Below are 17,404 nucleotides of genomic sequence, written 5' to 3'. Positions count from 1 at the left end.
CCTTCATCGGGCCTTGGTGCACCGTCGGGACGACAGGATTTGAACCTGCGACCCCTTGACCCCCAGTCAAGTGCGCTGCCAAACTGCGCTACGTCCCGGTGCCCGTCGTGACGGACGTGATAACCATAGCGCACACCGGGCCTTGATGCGTATTCGGTTACCGACGGCGGTCTCCCGAGTCACCCGGTCAGGGGGTGGTCCGGGCCAGGAGGATCGCGACGTCGTCGTGGTCGGCTCCGTTGGGCAGCGTGGCGATGAGCGAGTCGCAGATGGCGTCGAGGGACCGGCAGGGCTTTTCGAGGATTTCCCGGATCCGGGCGATGCCGTGGTCGATGTCGGCGTCGCGCTTCTCCACCAGGCCGTCGGTGTAGAGGAGCAGCGTCGCGCCCGGCGGGACGGAGTGACGGCTGGCGCGGAAGGTGGCGGGGAGGGCGGTGCTGGCGACCCCGAGGGGGAGACCGGTGTGCACGTCCAGGAGCCGGGTGCCGCCTTCGGGGAGGAGCAGGATGGGCGGCGGGTGCCCGGCGACGCTGATGTCGCAGATCCGTTCCCGCGGGTCGTACAGAAGGTAGAGGCAGGTGGCGAACTGGGCGTCGTCGAGGTCGTCGGCGATCTCGTCCAGGCGCCGCAGGACCTCGTTCGGGGACATGTCGAGGGTGGCGAGGGTGCGCGCGGCGGTGCGGAGCTGGCCCATCGCCGCGGCGGCGGTGAAGCCGTGTCCCATGGCGTCGCCGATGAGCAGGGCACAGCGGTCGTCCCGGTGGGTGACGACGTCGTACCAGTCGCCGCCGACCTCGGTGCCCCGGGCCGGGATGTAGCGGTGGGCCAGGGTGATCCCCGGCGGCGGGACGAGGCGGCGGGGGAGGAGGGCCCGCTGCAGGGATTGGGCGGTGCGCGCCTGCCGCCGGTAGAGCCGGGCGTTGTCGATGCAGACGGCGGCGCGGCCGACGAGGTCGAGGGCGGGGTGGACGTCCGCGGTGGTGATGGGCGCGCGTCCGGGGCGCCGGGCGAAGACGGTGAACCCGAGGGTGCTCCCGCGGGCGATCAAGGGAATGATGAGCAGGTTGGTGTGGCCTGACCGGTCGTCACCGCCTTCGTCCTCCTCCCTGATGGCGTCGTGGACGGTCCACTGCCGTCCGTCCTCGGCGTCGAAGAGGAGGGGCTGGCCGGTGGCGACGCAGACGGCGTACGGCGAGTTCGGCAGGTAGACCATGGCCTCGTCGACGGGGAAGGCGCGGGTGCAGGGGGCTTCCGTGGTGTCGGCGACGGCGACGGCGAGGCGCCGTAGGACGGTCCGCTCGTCGGCTTCGCGTTCGCCGTGGTCGTCGGCGAGCATCTGCTCCAGGAGGTACACGGCGACGGCGTCGGCGAGGAGGGGGATGGCGGCGTCGGTCAGTTCGGCGGCGGTGCGCTGGAGGTCGAGGGTCGTTCCGATGCGGCGTCCGGCTTCGTGGAACTGGGTGGGCAGCCCCCGCGTCTCGGTGGGGGTGAGGGTGAGGAGCGAGGCTCCGGCGTCACCGGCGAGCGGTTCGAGGTGGATTTCGACGGGGCGGATCCGGCCGTCGGCGCAGAACAGCTCGGTCGTCTCCCGCCAGGTACGGCCTGCGGCGACGGCTTGGCAGGCGCGGGCCACCGCGCCTGCGGTCGGGCGGGGGAAGAGGTCTACGACGGCGCGGCCGAGTGCGTTCCGTTCGTCGTGGCCGAGCAGCCGGGCCGCCCCTCGGCTCCAGCCCGTCACGTGCGCCCGCCGGTCGAGGACGACCCCGGTGGCCGGCATCAGGTCGTGAACGCCGATCGCCAGTGATTCATCCGTCCTGGTGTGCATTCTGATGGCAGACCGGCTTTCGTGTTGACGCGCGCTTTAAGGTGGAAGCACGGACCGTACCGAAGGCGACGACTAATTACCACTGACTCTCGCCGATACAACACCATTTCGATGTTTCGGGAAACGTGGTTTCGGAATAAGCTCGGGAAAAATCTTCATGCCGAGTCTGTGGGGATGGCGACTGTGGAATCCGACTGGACGCTGGGCGTCGACGCGGAACGGCCGACCCTGGCCAGGGTTTACGACTACCTGCTGGGTGGCACGCACAATTTCGGCGTCGATCGTGACCTTGCCCACGGGTTGCTCAAAGTCGAGCCGCAGGCTCGCTCGGTCGCCGCGGCGAACCGGGCGTTTCTCCGCAGGGCGATTCGCCGGTTGAGCGCCCAGGGCATCCGTCAGTTCCTCGATCTCGGATCGGGTATCCCGACGCAGGGCAACGTTCATCAGATCGCCCGCGAAGCCGACGAAGACGCGCGGGTCGTCTACGTGGACATCGACCCGGTCGCCGTCGCGCACAGCCGGGCCATTCTCGGGGACGACCCGAACGCGATCGTGATCCAGGCGGACATGCGCCGCCCCGGGGAGATTCTGGCGGACCCGGCGGTGCGCAAGACGCTCGATCTGAGCGAGCCGGTGGGCGTGCTGCTTCTCGCGGTGCTGCACGCCATTCCCGAGGACGACGACCCCTACGGGCTGGTCCACGGTCTGCGCGACGCGGTCGCCCCCGGCAGCGCGGTGGTCGTCTCGCATCTCACCAACGAGGACCCGTACGGCACGTTCGAGGCGTTCGAGCAGCTCTCGGCGCGTTCGACGACGGCGGCCGTGGCGCGTTCCCGGACGGAGATCAGCAGGTTCTTCGAGGGCTGCGACCTGAGTGAGCCGGGGGTCGTGTTCATCCACGAGTGGCATCCGGACCCGCAGGACGACCCCGTCGACCAGCACAGCACCCTGATCCTCTGCGGGGTGGCCTTCAAGCCCTGAACCGGTACGGCATGCGGCGGGGGGACGCCGGTGCGGCACGGGCCGGGACGATCTCGTCACCTTCCGAATCCTGTCCGTAGTCGGTGCGGGGAACTCCGGTCCCGGTCGGCGGGTGTCGGGAGAGCGCGATACCGGGAGACGGAGGGTGGGCTTCCCGGCCGGTGGCCGGGATCCGTGCTGAGTTCCAGGGGAGAGCGGTGATCGTCTGCTTGCGTGGCCGGCGGATCGGCCGCCCGCGGTCGATTCTGCCAGACGGCGTGGTCGCGCACATGGTTCAGTAGGGATACCGGGAGCCGGCCTGATCGGCGCACGGAGGTCGGCGGGCGGCCTTCACCGGCGGATTCCAAACCGCGGGCCGTATGCCGTCACCGGCCGGCGGAGAGGAACCTCCGGGCGAGTCGCCGCCCGAGGGCGACCGCCTGCGCGTGATCTTCGATCACCTGGATCCGGGCCTCGGGTCCGGTGAACAGGATGTAGGTCACCCCCGAGGCCGCCCCACCGGTTCGGGGGTCGGGGTCGATCCCGAGGTTGACCGCCGCCCGGTAGGAGGCCTCGCCGATGACCCTGCTCGGCCCGATGTCGCCGACCACGGCGTACGCCACCTTCCCTTCGTAGATCACCGCGGCCACGGTACGGCAGCCGAGCCCCCAGTCCCGGTAGTCGAAGAGCCGGCTCGGATAAGGCAGGACGACGAACGGCAGGGAGGAGGCGTCCAGGTGCCGTCCGTCGGACTGCCGGCAGGCGGTGTGCGGCTGGTAGCAGCAGTCGCTGCGCTTGTTGCACTCCGGCGTCCGTTTCCCGTCGCAGTCGATGTCCATGTCGGCGGTCCAGTGGACCACCCCTTCCCCTCCGCAGATCGGAACGGTCGCGGTGCCTCCGGCGTCCCGCCGGTAGCGGCCGGTGGAGATCTGGGCGCATTCGGCGACCTCGTCGAGGAGCCGCCGGGCCATGGGCGGGCCGGACTCCTCACCGGCCGCGTGGTCCGCGGCCGCGAGGAGCGGTGGGGTGACCACGAGCAGGGTCACAAGGAAGGTTCTGGTGAATCGCATGGCTTCCTCCCGGCCTCCCCACGGCGGGGCGCTCCGCCACCGGCGGCCGCCGGGCGGCGGAGGGAGGCCGGCGTCTGCCGGGACCCGTCACCGATGGAGCGATACTCAGCCTGTGCGACCCGGGGGACGGCTTCGGCATGCGACGCGCTGTTTCACGCCGCTTTCTGGGCATCCGTTTACCGATCGGCGAATCGTTTCCCGGGAGGGCCGTATCGGCTCGACGTCCAGGGTCGGCCCCGAGCCGCCGGGGCGCGGCGGCCCCGACGTCGGCTCCGCGGGTCCGCCGGTGACGGCGGGATCCTGTCGCGAGACCCCGTGGGCGGTGCTGGCCAGGAGCGCGCCGACGGTGACCGCGACGACGACCGCGATCGCGAGCTGGCTTCGGGAGAGCCGTCCGCCGCGCTCCCCGTGCGCGGCGAGTTTGATGCCGACCATCGCGGTCCGCAGGAGGACGCCGCCCACCACTCCGAGGAGTATCGGCACCGCCCCGGCCGGAATGGGGGCGACCGTGGCGACGAGAGCCCCGACGGCCGGGCTTAGACATGCCGTCGCCAGCCACGGGCTCACCCGCTGCTTCGCCACGGTGAGCAGTGCCGTGAGCGCGAGTCCCTCACCCGCCGAGTGGATCACCAGGGCGATCGTCATCACGACGGACAGACTCAGCGCCACCGTCGCGCCTTCGATCGCCCGATGCGCGGTGAGCGCGATCGCCGTGCCGGCGCCGCCGAAGAGTGCGGCGCCCAGAACCTTCCGCAGCCGGCGGTGACGTCCGGGCGCGTGCTCGCCGACCCGGCGTCCCCCCGGGTTCTCGTCGCCGCAGCCGTCGCGGGTGAAGTAGCTGAGCACGAGAAAACCGGTGACGGCCGCGATCGCGACCAGCCAGATCGGCACGCCGGCCTCAACCGCGTCCATCCAGGCGTGGGGGAGCAGGTCCGCGACGGCGACGGTGAGCATGATCGCGGACGCGATGGCGAGCCAGGTCGCCACCCGGGCGGAGTCCCGCCGGGCCAGCCACGCCCCGGCGAGCGTCGACAGGCAGATCAGGAGGGTCGCGGACCAGGCGCCACCGGGGACCGACCAGCCCGTCGGCGCCGCGGCGACCTGGGTCCAGTTCACGACGGGCATGGGGCGGCCTTCCGTCGAGGCGTTGAGGAAGACGCCGGGCTTTTCCGGGCCGCCTGCCGCGGCCGCCGGTGGGGGAGACCGGGCCGGTACGGCGGGGCCGCTTGATCGGGTGAGGCGTCCACGGTCCGGTCCGGCCCGGCGGTCCGGCGGGGTACGGCCGGGTTGCGCGGGTTCACGGTGCCGTCCGAGGCCGGGATACGTGACCTTCGGCGAGGACGTCCTCAAGCGTGGGCGGCTCCGCGGGTCCGGACGGTCTTGCGGGCCTGGCCGGCCGCCCGGTCGGCGAACGCCGTGGATCCGTCTCGGCGGGTGGGGACGCCGGCTGGGGCGAGGTCAGGGCCGTCAGAGCGGTCTGTTCTCCGTCGAGCTCGGTCAGGACCGCGCGAAGCCGGTGAATCTGATCCTCCAGGGCGTCCCGAAGCCTGGCCCCGTGTTCGGCGAAGAGGCGCCGCGCCTCTTCACCGGCCCGTTCCCGTTCCCGCTCCGCGTGGTGGACGTCGCGGGCGTGCCGCGAGATCTCCTCGGCGTGCGCGCGGGCGGCCGCGACGATCCCGCACGCCTCCTCGCGTGCGGCGGTCACCGCCTTGTCGGCGGTCTCCTGGGCGAGCGTGATGATCCATAAGGCTCGATTCGCCGGCGGCGAGACGTCGGGGGAGCCGGCCGCCGACCCCGCCAGGCGGTCGTTGAGGTCGGCGTTCTCCCGGATCAGCAGGGTGAGGGCCGTTTCGACCTGGCGGAGGAAGGCGTCCACCTCGCCGAGGTCGTAGCCTTCCCGGAGCCGGACGGTGGTGAAGACCTTTCCCCGCACGTCGGCGGGGGTGAGCAGCCCGGTCGCCGGGCGTGGGCTGAGCCGCCCGCCCGGTGTCTCCCCGGGCGCGGCGTCGCTGTCGTGTTCCTCGTGTCCTTCGAACATGGCCTCTCTCCCCGAGTTCTCCTGTGAGTGGTCGCGATGCCCCGCGGGGCGGGTCCGGGCCACCGCGACCGGGGGCGGCCGGCGGCGGTGGCCCGGGGTGGACGGACGGGTGGGGGTCAGATGCGCCTGAGGTAGCGCGCCGAGGACCAGCCGAATCTCCCCTTGGCGGCCGGGACCAGGACCCAGCCGCGGCTCTTCACGCAGGAGCCGCTGATCCGGGCTCCGCGGTGGAACCGGCCGATGACCCGGGTGTTGAGCGACCGGCCTTTGCGGATGTTGAGGTGGCTGCCCCGGTCGACTTTGACCACCTTGTAGTGGCAGACCGTGACGGCGGCCGGGCGCGCCGTCCGCCGGGGACCGGTGTCGGCGCCGGCGGCGGCCGGCGCCGACACCACGGTGATTGCCGCGGTGGTCAGCAGGGCGGCTACGGTTGTCAGAGGCTTCATCGGGATTCTTCCTCTCTCGCCATACATCGCGGGGCTGCTAACAGATGAGCAATTGCTCAGTTGCTGTGTGTGACAAGAGTGGTTATGCCAGCGGCAAACCGACGGCAAACGTACTCTGGGTAACGAATTAATTGCTCTCGGTGATGTCGCGATGGAATCTCCGGAGATCCGGGGTGTCGGGCAGGTTTGGACGCACGCCCTGGGCGGGTACGCGGCATCGAAAGGGCGGCTCGAAAACTTGACCAGCTATTCAGAAATGGTGGACATGCTTGACCACCGCCCCCACGCGGAGCGTGCGGAGATCCGTGGGACGACGGTCACGGCCGCGGAGGCCGCGCGACTGGCGGAGCTGTTCCGTCTGCTCGGGGACCCGACCCGGGCCCGGCTGCTGTACGCCCTGCTGGAGGCGGGGGAGCTGTGCGTCTGCGATCTGGTGGCGATGGTGGAGGTGACGGACACCGCCGTGTCCCACGCGCTGCGGCTGCTGCGGACCGCGAAGATCGTCGCGAGCCGTCGCTCCGGCCGGATGATCTACTACCGGCTCGCCGACTCCCATGTCCGGATGCTGCTTGAACTGAGCCGAGAGCATTTGTGGCATTTGTCGCCTAATCCGAGAATGTAGCGATACGGCAAACCGGTACAAGCCGGTAATTTTCCGTGATGACTGAAGTGGTGTTCACCGGAAACACGGACACATATGATCGTCGCTCAACGGCGAGTCCACGCATTGTGGCGCGGTGCTGTCGACGAGTCTGATGCTGAAAGTCTCTTCTGGGAGAAAATGTCCCCGTGATCGTCAACTGCGTCTTCTACAACGGTGAAAAGGACGAACGGGTCGATGGGGATCTCAGTGACGCGCTGGATCACGCCCGGTCCGTCGAAGGCGGATTCATCTGGATCGGGCTCCACGAACCCGACACCTCGGAGTTTGATCTCGTCGCCGAGGAGTTCGGGCTGCACCCGCTCGCGGTCGAGGACGCGGTCCACGCCCACCAGCGCCCCAAGCTCGAGCGCTACGACGACACCCTCTTCATTGTATTGAAGTCACTGCACTACGAGGAGGAGAAGTCCGACATCACCGTCGGTGAGATCATGCTTTTCGTCGGCCGGGGATTCGTGGTCAGCGTGCGGCACGGGCAGGGCAACCCGCTGACCCGGGCGCGAAAGCGCTTCGAGAAGCACCACGAGCTCAAGCGGATGGGTCCGAGCGGGGTCCTGTACGCGGTGCTGGACGAGGTGGTCGACAACTACGTCTCCATCGCCCAGGAGGTCGACTCCGACATCATCGACCTGGAGAACCTGGTCTTCTCCAGCACGCGCGGCAAACCGGTCGAGGCGATCTACTCGCTCAAGCGCGAGGTGCTGGAGTTCCGCGGCGCGGTTCAGCCGCTCGTGCCGGTGGTGCGGGAACTCGCCGGCGGCGGGGTCGAGGTCGTGCCCACGGAGATGCTGCATTACTTCCGGGACATCAACGACCATCTGCTCCGGGTCACCGGAAGCGTGGACGCCTCCAACGAACTGCTCACCTCGGTGCTCAACGCCAATCTGACCCAGGCCAACTCCCGGATGAACGAGGATATGCGCCGGATCTCCGCCGTGGTCGCGATCATCGCGGTGCCGACCATGATCGCCGGACTGTACGGGATGAACTTCGAGTACATGCCGGAACTCGGCTGGACCTTCGGATATCCGCTCGTCCTGACCGTCATGGTCGTCGTGTGCTTCATCCTTTACCGGCTTTTCCGGCGGAACGGCTGGCTGTGACCCGCCGCCCGGGCCGCGTCGCCGTACCCCTGCGTCCGGAGTCCGGAAAGAAGATGTAAGGATCTTCTTTCGGCCAGGTGGATGATCTGGGGCCAATCTCACGGTAAGGTCATCCAATCCGCCGGGCGGGTCGCGAGACCACCGAGAATTCGGTGTTTCACGGAGGAGAAGACCCCCCGTTGCCTGCCCTGGCCGCCCCTCCCGATACGATCCGCGGACGTCCATAACGCATAAAATGGACATGAATACGTTGCGTCAGGAGATGACAGATGACGATTGCCGTCGCCCTGGGTGAGCTGACCGTCGCGGAGCGATTCCGTGGCCCGGAGGGGAGAGCCAACGGCGGGTGGATCGCCGGCACCCTCGCGAGCGGCCTGGTCAGACCCCAAGGTACGGCCGTCGAAGTCACCCTCCGCGCCGGCACCCCCCTCGACGTTCCGCTGACCGTGGCCACCGCCGAAGGCGAGGCCCGGCTCACCCGGGACGGTGAGCTGCTGGTCGAGGCCAAGGTGGTGGAGTCCGCGCCGGTCCCGCCGCCGTTCGTCTCGGTGGTGCGCGCGGCCCGGGCCGAGGAGGGGTACGCGGGCCGGGCCGAGGAGGGGTACGCGGGCCGGGCCGTCCACCCCTATCCGGGATGTTTCGTCTGCGGACTCCGGGAGCCCGGCAGCGGTATGCGGATCTTCCCCGGTCCGGTCGCGGGCACCGATCTGATCGCCGCCTGCTGGATGGTCTCCCCGTCGGTGACCACGGAGAGCGGCGAGGTCCCCGAGGCCGCGATCTGGGCCGCGCTGGACTGCCCGTCGGGCTGGGTTCACCTCCAGGAGGGCCGCACCGCGCTGCTCGGGCGCCTGACCGCCCAGGTCCACCGGCCGGTCTACCCGGGCGGCACCTACGTGGTCGTCGCGCGTTCCGGCGGAGGCGAGGGACGGAAGCTGTACGGCGAGAGCGCGCTCTACGAGGGCAACGGCACCTTGATCGCGTCCGCCCGCGCCACCTGGATCGCGACGGACCGATCCTGATCACAGGCGAGATCACTGAGCTGTACAACGAGAATCCTGCCCGATTTCGGGCAGGATTCTTGGTTTTCCGGGGGTGGCCCGGCTACTGTCCGGGGTCGTGAGGCATCACCATGAGGATCTGATCGCGCATCTGACCAGGACGACCCCGCTGGGCGAGGGTGAGGCGGCCAGGGTCGTGGCCGATGTGCTCAGCTACTTCGGCGAGTCCGCCGAGGACTTCGTCCGGCGCCGCCACACCGAGCTCCAGGCGCGCGGGCTCACCAACGATCAGATCTTCCAGGTGGTCGCGGCCGAACTGCCGCTGCGCAGGGTCAGCGCGCCCGACCTGTCCCTCCGCCAACTCCGGCGGATCGTGTACGGCTGACGCGGGCGGATCGCGCCGCGGCCGCCGTACCCACCGCCGTCCCTCGCAGAAGGAGAAACTCTGAAATGTGTGGCATCGTTGCCTACATCGGGCCAAAGGATGCGGTGCCGATCCTGCTCGAAGGGCTCCAGCGGCTGGAGTACCGCGGCTATGACTCCGCGGGAATCGCCGTCGGCACCAAGAACGGCGGAATCGGGCACCGCAAGGTCAAAGGCCGGGTCGCCGACCTCGCCAAAGCCCTGCCCGCGCGGCTCAAAGGCGGTCTCGGCATCGGGCACACCCGGTGGGCCACCCACGGCGAGCCGAGCGACGAGAACGCCCATCCCCACCTCGACGCCGCCGAGCGGATCGCCGTCGTGCACAACGGGATCATCGAGAACGCCGACGAGCTCAAGGACACCCTCAAGGGCCGGGGCGTGGAGTTCCGCTCGGAGACCGACACCGAGGTGCTCGCCCACCTGATCGCCGCCGCCGTGGCGCAGGGCGGGGAGCTGGAGGACGCGGTACGGCGGGCGCTGCGCGAGGTCGTCGGCACCTACGGCATCGCCGTGCTCGACGCGGAGCGCCCGGACCGGATCGTGGTGGCGCGCAACGGCAGCCCGATCGTGCTCGGCATCGGCGAGAAGGAGATGTTCGCCGCCTCCGACGTCGCCGCCCTGGTCCGGTACACCCGGCAGGTCGTCCACCTCGACGACGGCGAACTCGCCACCATCCGCGCCGACGGCTTCCGTACCGACACCGCCAAGGAGCCCGCCACGCTGGAGGTGGAGCCGGTCCACTACGACCGCGCCGGGTTCGAGCACTTCCTGCGCAAGGAGATCCACGAGCAGCCGGCCGCGGTCGGGCGGGCGCTGCGCGGGCGGCTCGACGAGCGGTTCCACACCGCGCGGCTGGGCGGGCTCAACCTGGACGCGCGGGAGATCCGCGGGTTCCGCCGGGTGAAGGTGCTCGGCTGCGGTTCGGCCTACTACGCCGGGCAGATCGGGGCGCAGCTGATCGAGGAGCTGGCGCGGATCCCCGCCGACGCCGAACCGGCCTCGGAGTTCCGGTACCGCAACCCGGTCGTCGAGTCCGACACCCTCTACATCGCGGTGAGCCAGTCGGGGGAGACCTACGACACCCTCGCCGCCGTCCAGGAGCTGCGGCGCAAGGGCGGGCGGGTGCTCGGCATCGTCAACGGCGTCGGCAGCGCGATCGCCCGCGAGTGCGACGGCGGGGTCTACCTGCACGCGGGCCCGGAGGTCTCGGTCGCCTCCACCAAGTCCTTCACCGCGACGGCGGTGGTCTTCGCGCTCCTCGCCCAGCATCTGGGGCGGCTCCACGACCTGTCGCCCGCGGACGGCCGCCGGATCACCGAGGGCCTCAAGGCCCTGCCCGGCCAGATCGCCGGGATCCTGGCGGAGGAGGAGCGGATCGCCGCCCTGGCCGCCGAGTACGTCCGGTACCCCGGCATGCTCTTCATCGGCCGGGTCCGCGGCTACCCGGTGGCCAGGGAGGGCGCGCAGAAGCTCAAGGAGGTCTCCTACCTGCACGCCGAGGCCTATCCGGCGAGCGAGCTGAAGCACGGGCCCCTCGCCCTGGTCGGCCCGGAGCTGCCCGTGATCGCCGTCGTCCCCGACGACGAGCTGCTGGACAAGAACCTCACCACCCTGGGGGAGGTACGGGCCAGGCGCGGCCGGGTGCTCATGGTCGGGCACCGGCGGACCGACGCGGCGGACGACGTCCTCCTCGTCCCGGCGAACGAGCCCGAGCTCGACCCGATTCTGCTCTCGATCCCGCTTCAGCTCTTCGCCTATCACGCCGCGGTCGCGCTGGGCCGGGACGTGGATCGCCCGCGCAACCTCGCCAAGAGCGTGACGGTGGAGTGAACGCGTGGCCCCGTGCACGTCGTAACCGTGCACGGGGCCGTACGGGCTCAGCTCCGCGGCGGCAGCCGGGGCACGGTGAGCCGCGGCCGGTCGGCCGGGTTCGGGACGTGCGGCGGCCGGGAGTCCAGCTGCTCCAAGGCCACCTCGATCGCCCGGTCGAGCTGGGGGTCCACCCCCCGCGCGTGGTCCTGCGGGGCGATGTCCACCTCGATGTCGGGGTCGGTGCCGTAGTTCTCCACCCGCCAGCCCACGTCGTCGAAGGTGAACGAGTACTCCGGCTGGGTGGTCGTGGTCCCGTCGGCGAGCCGGTGGGTCGGGGAGATGCCGATCACCCCGCCCCAGGTCCGTTTCCCGATGAGCGGTCCGAGCCGGAGCAGCTTGAAGGTGTGGCTGAAGATGTCCCCGTCGGAGCCGGACCACTCGTTGGTGAGCGCCACCAGGACACCCCGCGGCGACTCGGCCGGGTAGGGCTGCGGCGGTCCCCAGCGCGGGAAGTCGTAGCCGACCCGGCGCCGGGAGAGTTTCTGCAGGAGCAGCCCGGAGACGTGCCCGCCCCGGTTGAACCGCACGTCCACGATGAGCCCGTCGTGGTCGTATTCGGCGAGGAAGCCCCGGTGGAACTCGGCGTAGCCGTCCGCCCCCATGTCGGGGACGTGCAGGTAGCCGACCCGGCCGCCGGTCTTCTCCCGGACGTGGGCCCGGTTGGCGTCGACCCAGTCCCGGTAGCGGCCGGGGGTCTCGTCCCTGAGCGCGCGGACGGTGAAGGTACGGGGTTCCCCCGCGCCCCGCCGTACCGTGAGGGAGACCTCCTGCCCGGCCTGGTTGACCAGCCGTTCCCCGGGCCCGGCGACGTCGAGCGGGAGCCCGTTGACGGCGATCACCGCGTCTCCGGGCTCGATGTCGACGCCGGGCAGGTTGAGCGGCGAGGTCGATTCGGCGTCCCACGGGTCGCCTTGGACGATGCGTTCGACGATGTGGTGCCCTTCCGCGTCGCGGCGCCAGTCCACCCCGAGGAAGCCCTGCGCGTAGATCGGCCGCGGCCGGTACTCGCCGCCCATCTCGTAGGCGTGGGAGGTGCCGAGTTCGCCGTGGAGCTCCCAGAGCAGGTCGGAGAGCTCGGCGCGGGTGGCGACCCGCTCGACCAGCGGACGGTACCGGTCGTAGACCCCGTACCAGTCCACGCCCGACATGTCATCGGTCCAGAAGTGGTCGCGCTGGAGCCGCCACGCCTCGCGGAACATCTGCTTCCACTCCGCGCCGGGCCGGACGGAGACCTTGACCCGGTCGAGGTCGATCCAGCCGCCCGCCCGCCCGGTCTCGTCCTCGTCGGGGGCGTCCTTCCCCGCCTTGATCACGCGCAGGCGCCCGCCCGAGCGGTAGAGGAGGGTGTGGCCGTCCCGGCCGACCTGGAAGGAGGAGACGCCGGTGACGATCCGGTCGCTCTCGTGGGTCTGCAGGTCGAAGACGCTGAGCGTGCTCTCGGGTTCGTCCTCCTCGTCCTCGTCCTTGCCGCTCGGGAGCGGGGCGAAGGAGTAGAGCACCTTCCCTTTGATTCCGGCGAGGCCGTTGTAGCGGGCCTCGGGGAGCGGGAAGGCGACGACCCGCCGTTCGATGCCGTCGAACCGGATGCGCAGCGGCTCGGCCGACTCGGCGTCCTCGGCGGACTCGGCGTCGGCCGCCGGCTCCTCGGCGGGTTCCTTCGCCTCCTTCTCGGGGTTCTCCTTCTCGTGCTCCTTCTCCTCTTTGCCGTCTTCCTCGTTGAGCGGCCGCGGTACGGCGACGAACGGCGAGGGGACGTCCTCGCGCAGGGCGATCGCGTACAGCTGGGAGCCCCGGGGGAAACCCAGGTCGAACTGGAGCGCGTCGTAGACGGCGTTGAAGACCCGCCGGCCGATGAAGTAGAGGTACTTGCCCTCCGGATCCCAGGCCGGGGTGTGGTCGCCGAGCACCGGCCGGGTCACCGCATGGCTCTCCCCGGTCGTCGTCTCGTACACCTTGATCGCCGTGGTCTGCGGCGTGTCCGGGTAGGTGTAGGCGATCCAGTGCCCGTCGGCCGACCAGGTGGGATCCGAGATCGCCCCGTACGGACCACTGTCGGCGATCTTGAGGCGGTCGCCGTCCGCCACGCCGTCCGCGAGGTCGGCCAGGAGCAGCTCGCCCCGGTGGTTGACGAGTGCGAGCCGGTCCTCGCGCGGGGAGAGGACGAGTTCGACGATGCGGCCGGCGGGCAGGTCGAGCCGGCGCGGTTCGGCGCTCCCGTCCGCGGTGAGAATCACCAGCGACTCCTCGGGCCCGTCGTCCCCGGCCGCGGCGACCAGCCGTTTCGCGTCGCCGAGCCAGGTCAGCAGGCGGTACCGCACGCCGTCGGTCTCGCCGTGCTGCCGTACCGGCCCCTCCCACCCGCCGAAGGAGTACGCCTTGCCCCGGGTGGTGATCGCCAGGCCGCTCCCGTCCGGGTTGACGGTGGCGCTGTCCAGGTAGCGGGCGGCGGAGACGAACCTGCGGTTCCGCTGGCTCCGGGTGCTGCCCAGGTGGACGTCGAGCTTGCGCGGAGCGTCCTTGACCGGGTCGGGGCCGGGCTCCAGCACGAAGAGGTCGGCGCCCGCGTGGTAGACCAGCCGGCTGCCGTCGCCGGTGAGGTTCCGGGCGTAGTAGTCCTCGTGGTCGGTGTGCCGCCGCAGGTCGGCGCCGTCCGGGGTGCAGGAGTAGACGTTGCCGACGCCCTCGTGGTCGGAGAGGAAGAAGATCCGGTCGCCGGTCCAGCAGGGACCGGCGAGGTTCCCCTGGAGGGTGATCAGCGGGCGGAACTCGCCGTCGCCTTCCCGGTCGATCCAGAGCACCCCGACCGTGCCGCCCCGGTAGCGCTTCCACCGCGCCGGATCCGAGGTGTTCCGCCCGAGCACGACGCCGCCGCCGGGGCCGTACGAGATCGTCCGCGCGGGCCCGTACGGCAGCCGCTCGGGGAACCCGGCCGCCGCCCCGCCGGGTTCGCCGGTGCCGGGACGGACGCGGTGCAGCCACTGGCCCGATCGCTCGAACGGCTGACCGGCGTCGCTGGAGTAGACGATCGCCCCGGTCGGATCCCAGCCGACGACGGAGCAGGTGGCGCCCTCGTAGGTGAGGCGGTGGGCGATGCCGCCGGTCGCGGGCATCACGTAGACCTCGGTGGGCCCCTCGTCCCGTCCCGCGAACGCCAGGAGCGCCCCGTCCGGCGAGAGCCGTGGCGACCCGGGCTCGGCCACTCCGGCGGTGAGGCGCCACGCGCGTCCCCCGTCCACGGAGACCGTCCACAGATCGTCCTCGGCGACGAACGCAATGGTGTCACCACAGAGAGTGGGAAATCTCAGATAGCCGCTCATATGTTCTGCACAATATCTATGAACGGTGCCGCCATCCCGCCAGTATCCGTTCTTCCTTCTCCGGGTCGATCCCGTGTCGCAGCCGGTGGGGCGGCGTGTCGCCCCGATCGACCGGGCCGGGCAGGTCTTTCAGCCACGCCCACGTGTCGTCGACCGTCTCGCCGAGCGGGCGGCAGCGCAGTCCTTCCGCGGCGGCCTTCGCCGAGGAGGTGTGCCAGGCAGTGCCGCCGAGTGACCACAGCGGAAGCTCTGACCAGGGCTCCACCTCGTTCTCCAGCAGGTACTCGTCGGGCACCCAGACGAGTTCGGCGTCCGAGCCGGTCGCCCGGACGCACTCGTTCAGCCAGCTCCCGAAGGTGTCCCGCCCGCGCACGCCCCCGGTGAGGTACCGCCCGGTCGCGCCGGCGTCGATCCGCGCCAGGGTGAAGGCGGCGATGTCGCGGGCGTCGATGAGCTGGACGGGCAGGTCGGGGTCGCCGGGCGCGAGCACCGGTCCGCCCTTGGCGATCCGCCGCAGCCACCAGGGGAGGCGGCCGACGTTCTCGTGCGGGCCGAGGATGAGTCCCGGCTGGACGATGAGGACGCGGCCGGCGAACGCCTGCTCCACGGCGTACTCGCAGCCCGCCTTGAGGACGCCGTATTCGCCGCCCGGGCCTTCGTCGACGGCGCACTCGAACTGCCGGGCGTGCTCGTCCACCTCGACCTCGCCGAAATCCCGGTACACGCTGATCGTGGAGACGAAGGTGTAGGTGTCGGCGTGGCCGGACAGGTGGTGCGCCGATCGGCCGACCACGCGCGGGGTGTAGCCGCAGACGTCCACGACCGCGTCCCAGTGGCGGCCGTCGACGAGCCGCGCCAGGTCGGACTCGTCCTCCCGGTCCCCCCGGACGGTTTCGACCCCCGGCAGGTCGACGCCGGAACGTCCCCGGTTGAAGGTCGTCACCGTGTCTCCGCGCCGCAACGCCTCCTCCGTGAGGGCGCGGCCGAGGAAGATCGATCCGCCGATGATCAGAAGTCTCATGTCCACATGATTGTCCAATCATTCGGGAAATCCAGGGATTTAGCCGGAGGCGTACGCGCTCCCTACCCAGGTTTGTCAGGCAGGTGCCGGTACGGGCGAAGCCGGCTGCGCCCGTACGGACCGCACGGGTCTTGGGTGTCGGCCGGTCGGGTGATCGTTGTGGTGTGTGGCCCGGCGGGGGTGCGGAGAGCGCAACGATCACCTGGTACGGCGCGGTGGCCGATACTCTCAGAGGCGGTCGGGGCAATCGAGGTGGCGGCTCATCCCGGTATGCGACGATGGAGGTATGCCTCGGATCAGTGCGGCGACCATCAGTGAGCATCGCGCTCAGACGCTCGACCGGGTCTTCCAGGCGTTTTCCCGCCTTTCCAGAGCCCAGGGCATCGACGCGATCTCCATGACCGACGTCGCGGCGGAGGCGGGTATCACCCGGACGGTTCTCTACAACTACTTTCCCGACAAGGCCGCGCTCCTGCTCGCCTTCACCGAACGGGTCACCGCGTACTTCATCCAGGACTACCGGGGCGCGCTCCCGGAGGGCGCCTCCGCGGCGGAGCGGCTCGGCGTGTTCATCCGCCTCCAGCTCGCCGGGCTGGTCGCGCACCCCCACCCCGGAGCCGCGGAACTCGCCGCGGCCCTCGGACCCGAGGCGTACCAGTCCCTCGCCGACCACGTCGCGCCCATGAACCGCATCCTGTGCGAGATCATCTCCGACGGGATCGAGGCCGGCGACTTCCACGCCGCCGACGTGCGGTCCACGGCGCGCATGGTCCTCGCCGTGCTCGGCGCGGAGCGGGTTCCACTGCTCCGGGGCGAGATCTCCCCGGAGGGGGCGGAGACGCTGGTGACCGGCTTCGTGCTCCGCGCGCTCGGCGTCGACCCGGGCTCGGTCGCCGCGGGGTGAACCCGGCGCGCGGCCCGTCGGTCAGGACGCGCGGGAGGCCGAGCCCCGCGCGGGGACCAGGACGCGGTCCAGCTCGCCCAGCACCTCCATGTTGAGCAGGTAGGCGAGCTTGACCTCCCGGATGATGCGGCGCTTCTCCGCCTCGTCGACGGCGATCCCGTCCAGGCGGCGGCGGTACTCGGTCTTGAACCGGGGCAGGCTGCCCACCTCGTCGAAGACGTAGAAGTCGACGCCGCCCTCACCCGGGGTGAAGCCGTAGGTCTTCTGCAGGCCCTGCCGGATGAACTGCCCGCCGGACAGGTCGCCCAGGTAGCGGGTGTAGTGGTGGGCGATGTAGCCGCCGGCCCGCTCGCCCACCTGGTTGATCCGGGCGACATAGGTGAGGGTCGGTTTGGAGGGCCGGATCCGGTCCCGCCACGCGGCGCCGTACAGGACCCGCAGGTCACGTTCGAGGGCGGGGACGCGGTAGAGCTCGGGGAAGACGAACCCGCGGCCGACCGGGTCGCCCGTCATGTGCCGGGACGCGGCTTCCAGGGCGAGGTAGGCGAAGTAGTGCTGGGCCACCATCTCGCCGTAGCCCTCGCGGCTCAACCGCCCTTCCATCAGGGCCTTGAGGTAGCCGTCGGCCTCGGCCTCCTCGTGGTCGGTCCAGGTCGCCGTGCGGATCTGATCGGAAAACGTCTCGGTCACGCCGTTTCTCCCGCCGCCCGCAGGGTGTCCGCGCCGGAACCCGGTTCCGCGACGCCTTCGCGGACCTGTCCCCATC

At 70.6% G+C, this 17,404-nt stretch carries 15 protein-coding genes and 1 tRNA gene; 7 read left to right on the top strand and 9 right to left on the bottom strand.

Features of this window, described 5'->3' with window-relative positions; translation table 11 throughout:
• Positions 1 to 24 precede the first annotated feature (24 nt).
• Positions 25 to 98, bottom strand: a tRNA-Pro gene (locus RUR_RS03030).
• Positions 99 to 187: 89 nt separating this feature from the next.
• Complete coding sequence (locus tag RUR_RS03025) at positions 188 to 1,825, bottom strand: SpoIIE family protein phosphatase (protein WP_283133291.1); 1,638 nt, start codon at positions 1,823 to 1,825, stop codon at positions 188 to 190.
• Positions 1,826 to 1,999: 174 nt separating this feature from the next.
• Between RUR_RS03025 and RUR_RS03020 the strand changes: the two genes are divergently transcribed.
• Positions 2,000 to 2,806, top strand: coding sequence for an SAM-dependent methyltransferase (locus RUR_RS03020; RefSeq protein ID WP_283133290.1), 807 nt, complete (start codon positions 2,000 to 2,002; stop codon positions 2,804 to 2,806).
• Positions 2,807 to 3,171: 365 nt separating this feature from the next.
• On the opposite strand, the gene RUR_RS03015 is transcribed toward RUR_RS03020, so the two are convergent.
• From RUR_RS03015 to RUR_RS03000, 4 genes are all read right to left on the bottom strand, one after another.
• Positions 3,172 to 3,855, bottom strand: coding sequence for a glycoside hydrolase family 75 protein (locus RUR_RS03015; protein ID WP_283133289.1), 684 nt, complete (start codon positions 3,853 to 3,855; stop codon positions 3,172 to 3,174).
• Positions 3,856 to 3,960: 105 nt separating this feature from the next.
• Positions 3,961 to 4,980, bottom strand: coding sequence for a ZIP family metal transporter (locus RUR_RS03010; protein ID WP_283133288.1), 1,020 nt, complete (start codon positions 4,978 to 4,980; stop codon positions 3,961 to 3,963).
• A 172-nt stretch (positions 4,981 to 5,152) separates the two neighbouring features.
• On the bottom strand, positions 5,153 to 5,893 hold the full coding sequence (locus tag RUR_RS03005; RefSeq protein WP_283133287.1) for a DivIVA domain-containing protein: 741 nt from the start codon (positions 5,891 to 5,893) through the stop codon (positions 5,153 to 5,155).
• A 116-nt stretch (positions 5,894 to 6,009) separates the two neighbouring features.
• Complete coding sequence (locus tag RUR_RS03000; RefSeq protein ID WP_283133286.1) at positions 6,010 to 6,339, bottom strand: SH3 domain-containing protein; 330 nt, start codon at positions 6,337 to 6,339, stop codon at positions 6,010 to 6,012.
• A gap of 265 nt (positions 6,340 to 6,604) precedes the next feature.
• Here RUR_RS03000 and RUR_RS02995 point away from each other — a divergent pair, with 265 nt between their 5' ends.
• The 5 genes from RUR_RS02995 to glmS all read left to right on the top strand — a co-directional run bounded on the left by RUR_RS02995 (position 6,605) and on the right by glmS (position 11,354).
• Positions 6,605 to 6,961 carry an ArsR/SmtB family transcription factor gene (locus RUR_RS02995; RefSeq protein WP_283133994.1) on the top strand — a complete coding sequence of 119 codons (357 nt, stop codon included), beginning with the start codon at positions 6,605 to 6,607 and terminating at the stop codon, positions 6,959 to 6,961.
• Positions 6,962 to 7,128: 167 nt separating this feature from the next.
• A complete protein-coding gene (gene corA / locus RUR_RS02990) occupies positions 7,129 to 8,103 on the top strand; it encodes a magnesium/cobalt transporter CorA (RefSeq protein WP_283133285.1) in 975 nt (324 codons plus the stop codon).
• Positions 8,104 to 8,372: 269 nt separating this feature from the next.
• The gene (locus RUR_RS02985; protein ID WP_283133284.1) at positions 8,373 to 9,122 is read left to right on the top strand and encodes a hotdog family protein; all 750 of its coding nucleotides are present in this window, start codon (positions 8,373 to 8,375) and stop codon (positions 9,120 to 9,122) included.
• A gap of 97 nt (positions 9,123 to 9,219) precedes the next feature.
• The gene (locus RUR_RS02980) at positions 9,220 to 9,486 is read left to right on the top strand and encodes a hypothetical protein (protein WP_283133283.1); all 267 of its coding nucleotides are present in this window, start codon (positions 9,220 to 9,222) and stop codon (positions 9,484 to 9,486) included.
• Positions 9,487 to 9,551: 65 nt separating this feature from the next.
• Positions 9,552 to 11,354 (top strand): glutamine--fructose-6-phosphate transaminase (isomerizing), encoded by a 1,803-nt coding sequence (glmS, locus tag RUR_RS02975; protein WP_283133282.1) that lies wholly within the window; start codon positions 9,552 to 9,554, stop codon positions 11,352 to 11,354.
• A gap of 47 nt (positions 11,355 to 11,401) precedes the next feature.
• Here the strand turns inward: glmS and RUR_RS02970 are convergent, their stop codons facing one another.
• The gene (locus RUR_RS02970) at positions 11,402 to 14,713 is read right to left on the bottom strand and encodes a S41 family peptidase (RefSeq protein ID WP_283133281.1); all 3,312 of its coding nucleotides are present in this window, start codon (positions 14,711 to 14,713) and stop codon (positions 11,402 to 11,404) included.
• Between the two features lie 16 nt (positions 14,714 to 14,729).
• Positions 14,730 to 15,734 carry an NAD-dependent epimerase/dehydratase family protein gene (locus tag RUR_RS02965; protein ID WP_283133280.1) on the bottom strand — a complete coding sequence of 335 codons (1,005 nt, stop codon included), beginning with the start codon at positions 15,732 to 15,734 and terminating at the stop codon, positions 14,730 to 14,732.
• A gap of 286 nt (positions 15,735 to 16,020) precedes the next feature.
• On the opposite strand from RUR_RS02965, the gene RUR_RS02960 reads away from it, so the two are divergent.
• Positions 16,021 to 16,638, top strand: coding sequence for a TetR/AcrR family transcriptional regulator (locus RUR_RS02960; RefSeq protein WP_283133279.1), 618 nt, complete (start codon positions 16,021 to 16,023; stop codon positions 16,636 to 16,638).
• 21 nt (positions 16,639 to 16,659) lie between these two features.
• On the opposite strand, the gene RUR_RS02955 is transcribed toward RUR_RS02960, so the two are convergent.
• The gene (locus RUR_RS02955; protein WP_283133278.1) at positions 16,660 to 17,328 is read right to left on the bottom strand and encodes a biliverdin-producing heme oxygenase; all 669 of its coding nucleotides are present in this window, start codon (positions 17,326 to 17,328) and stop codon (positions 16,660 to 16,662) included.
• Positions 17,329 to 17,404 lie beyond the last annotated feature (76 nt).

Origin of the sequence: Rhizohabitans arisaemae (assembly GCF_025996515.1) — a bacterium.
Classification (GTDB): domain Bacteria; phylum Actinomycetota; class Actinomycetes; order Streptosporangiales; family Streptosporangiaceae; genus Rhizohabitans; species Rhizohabitans arisaemae.
Note: the sequence above shows the minus strand (reverse complement) of the source record. Positions and strands in the feature narration are given on the sequence as shown.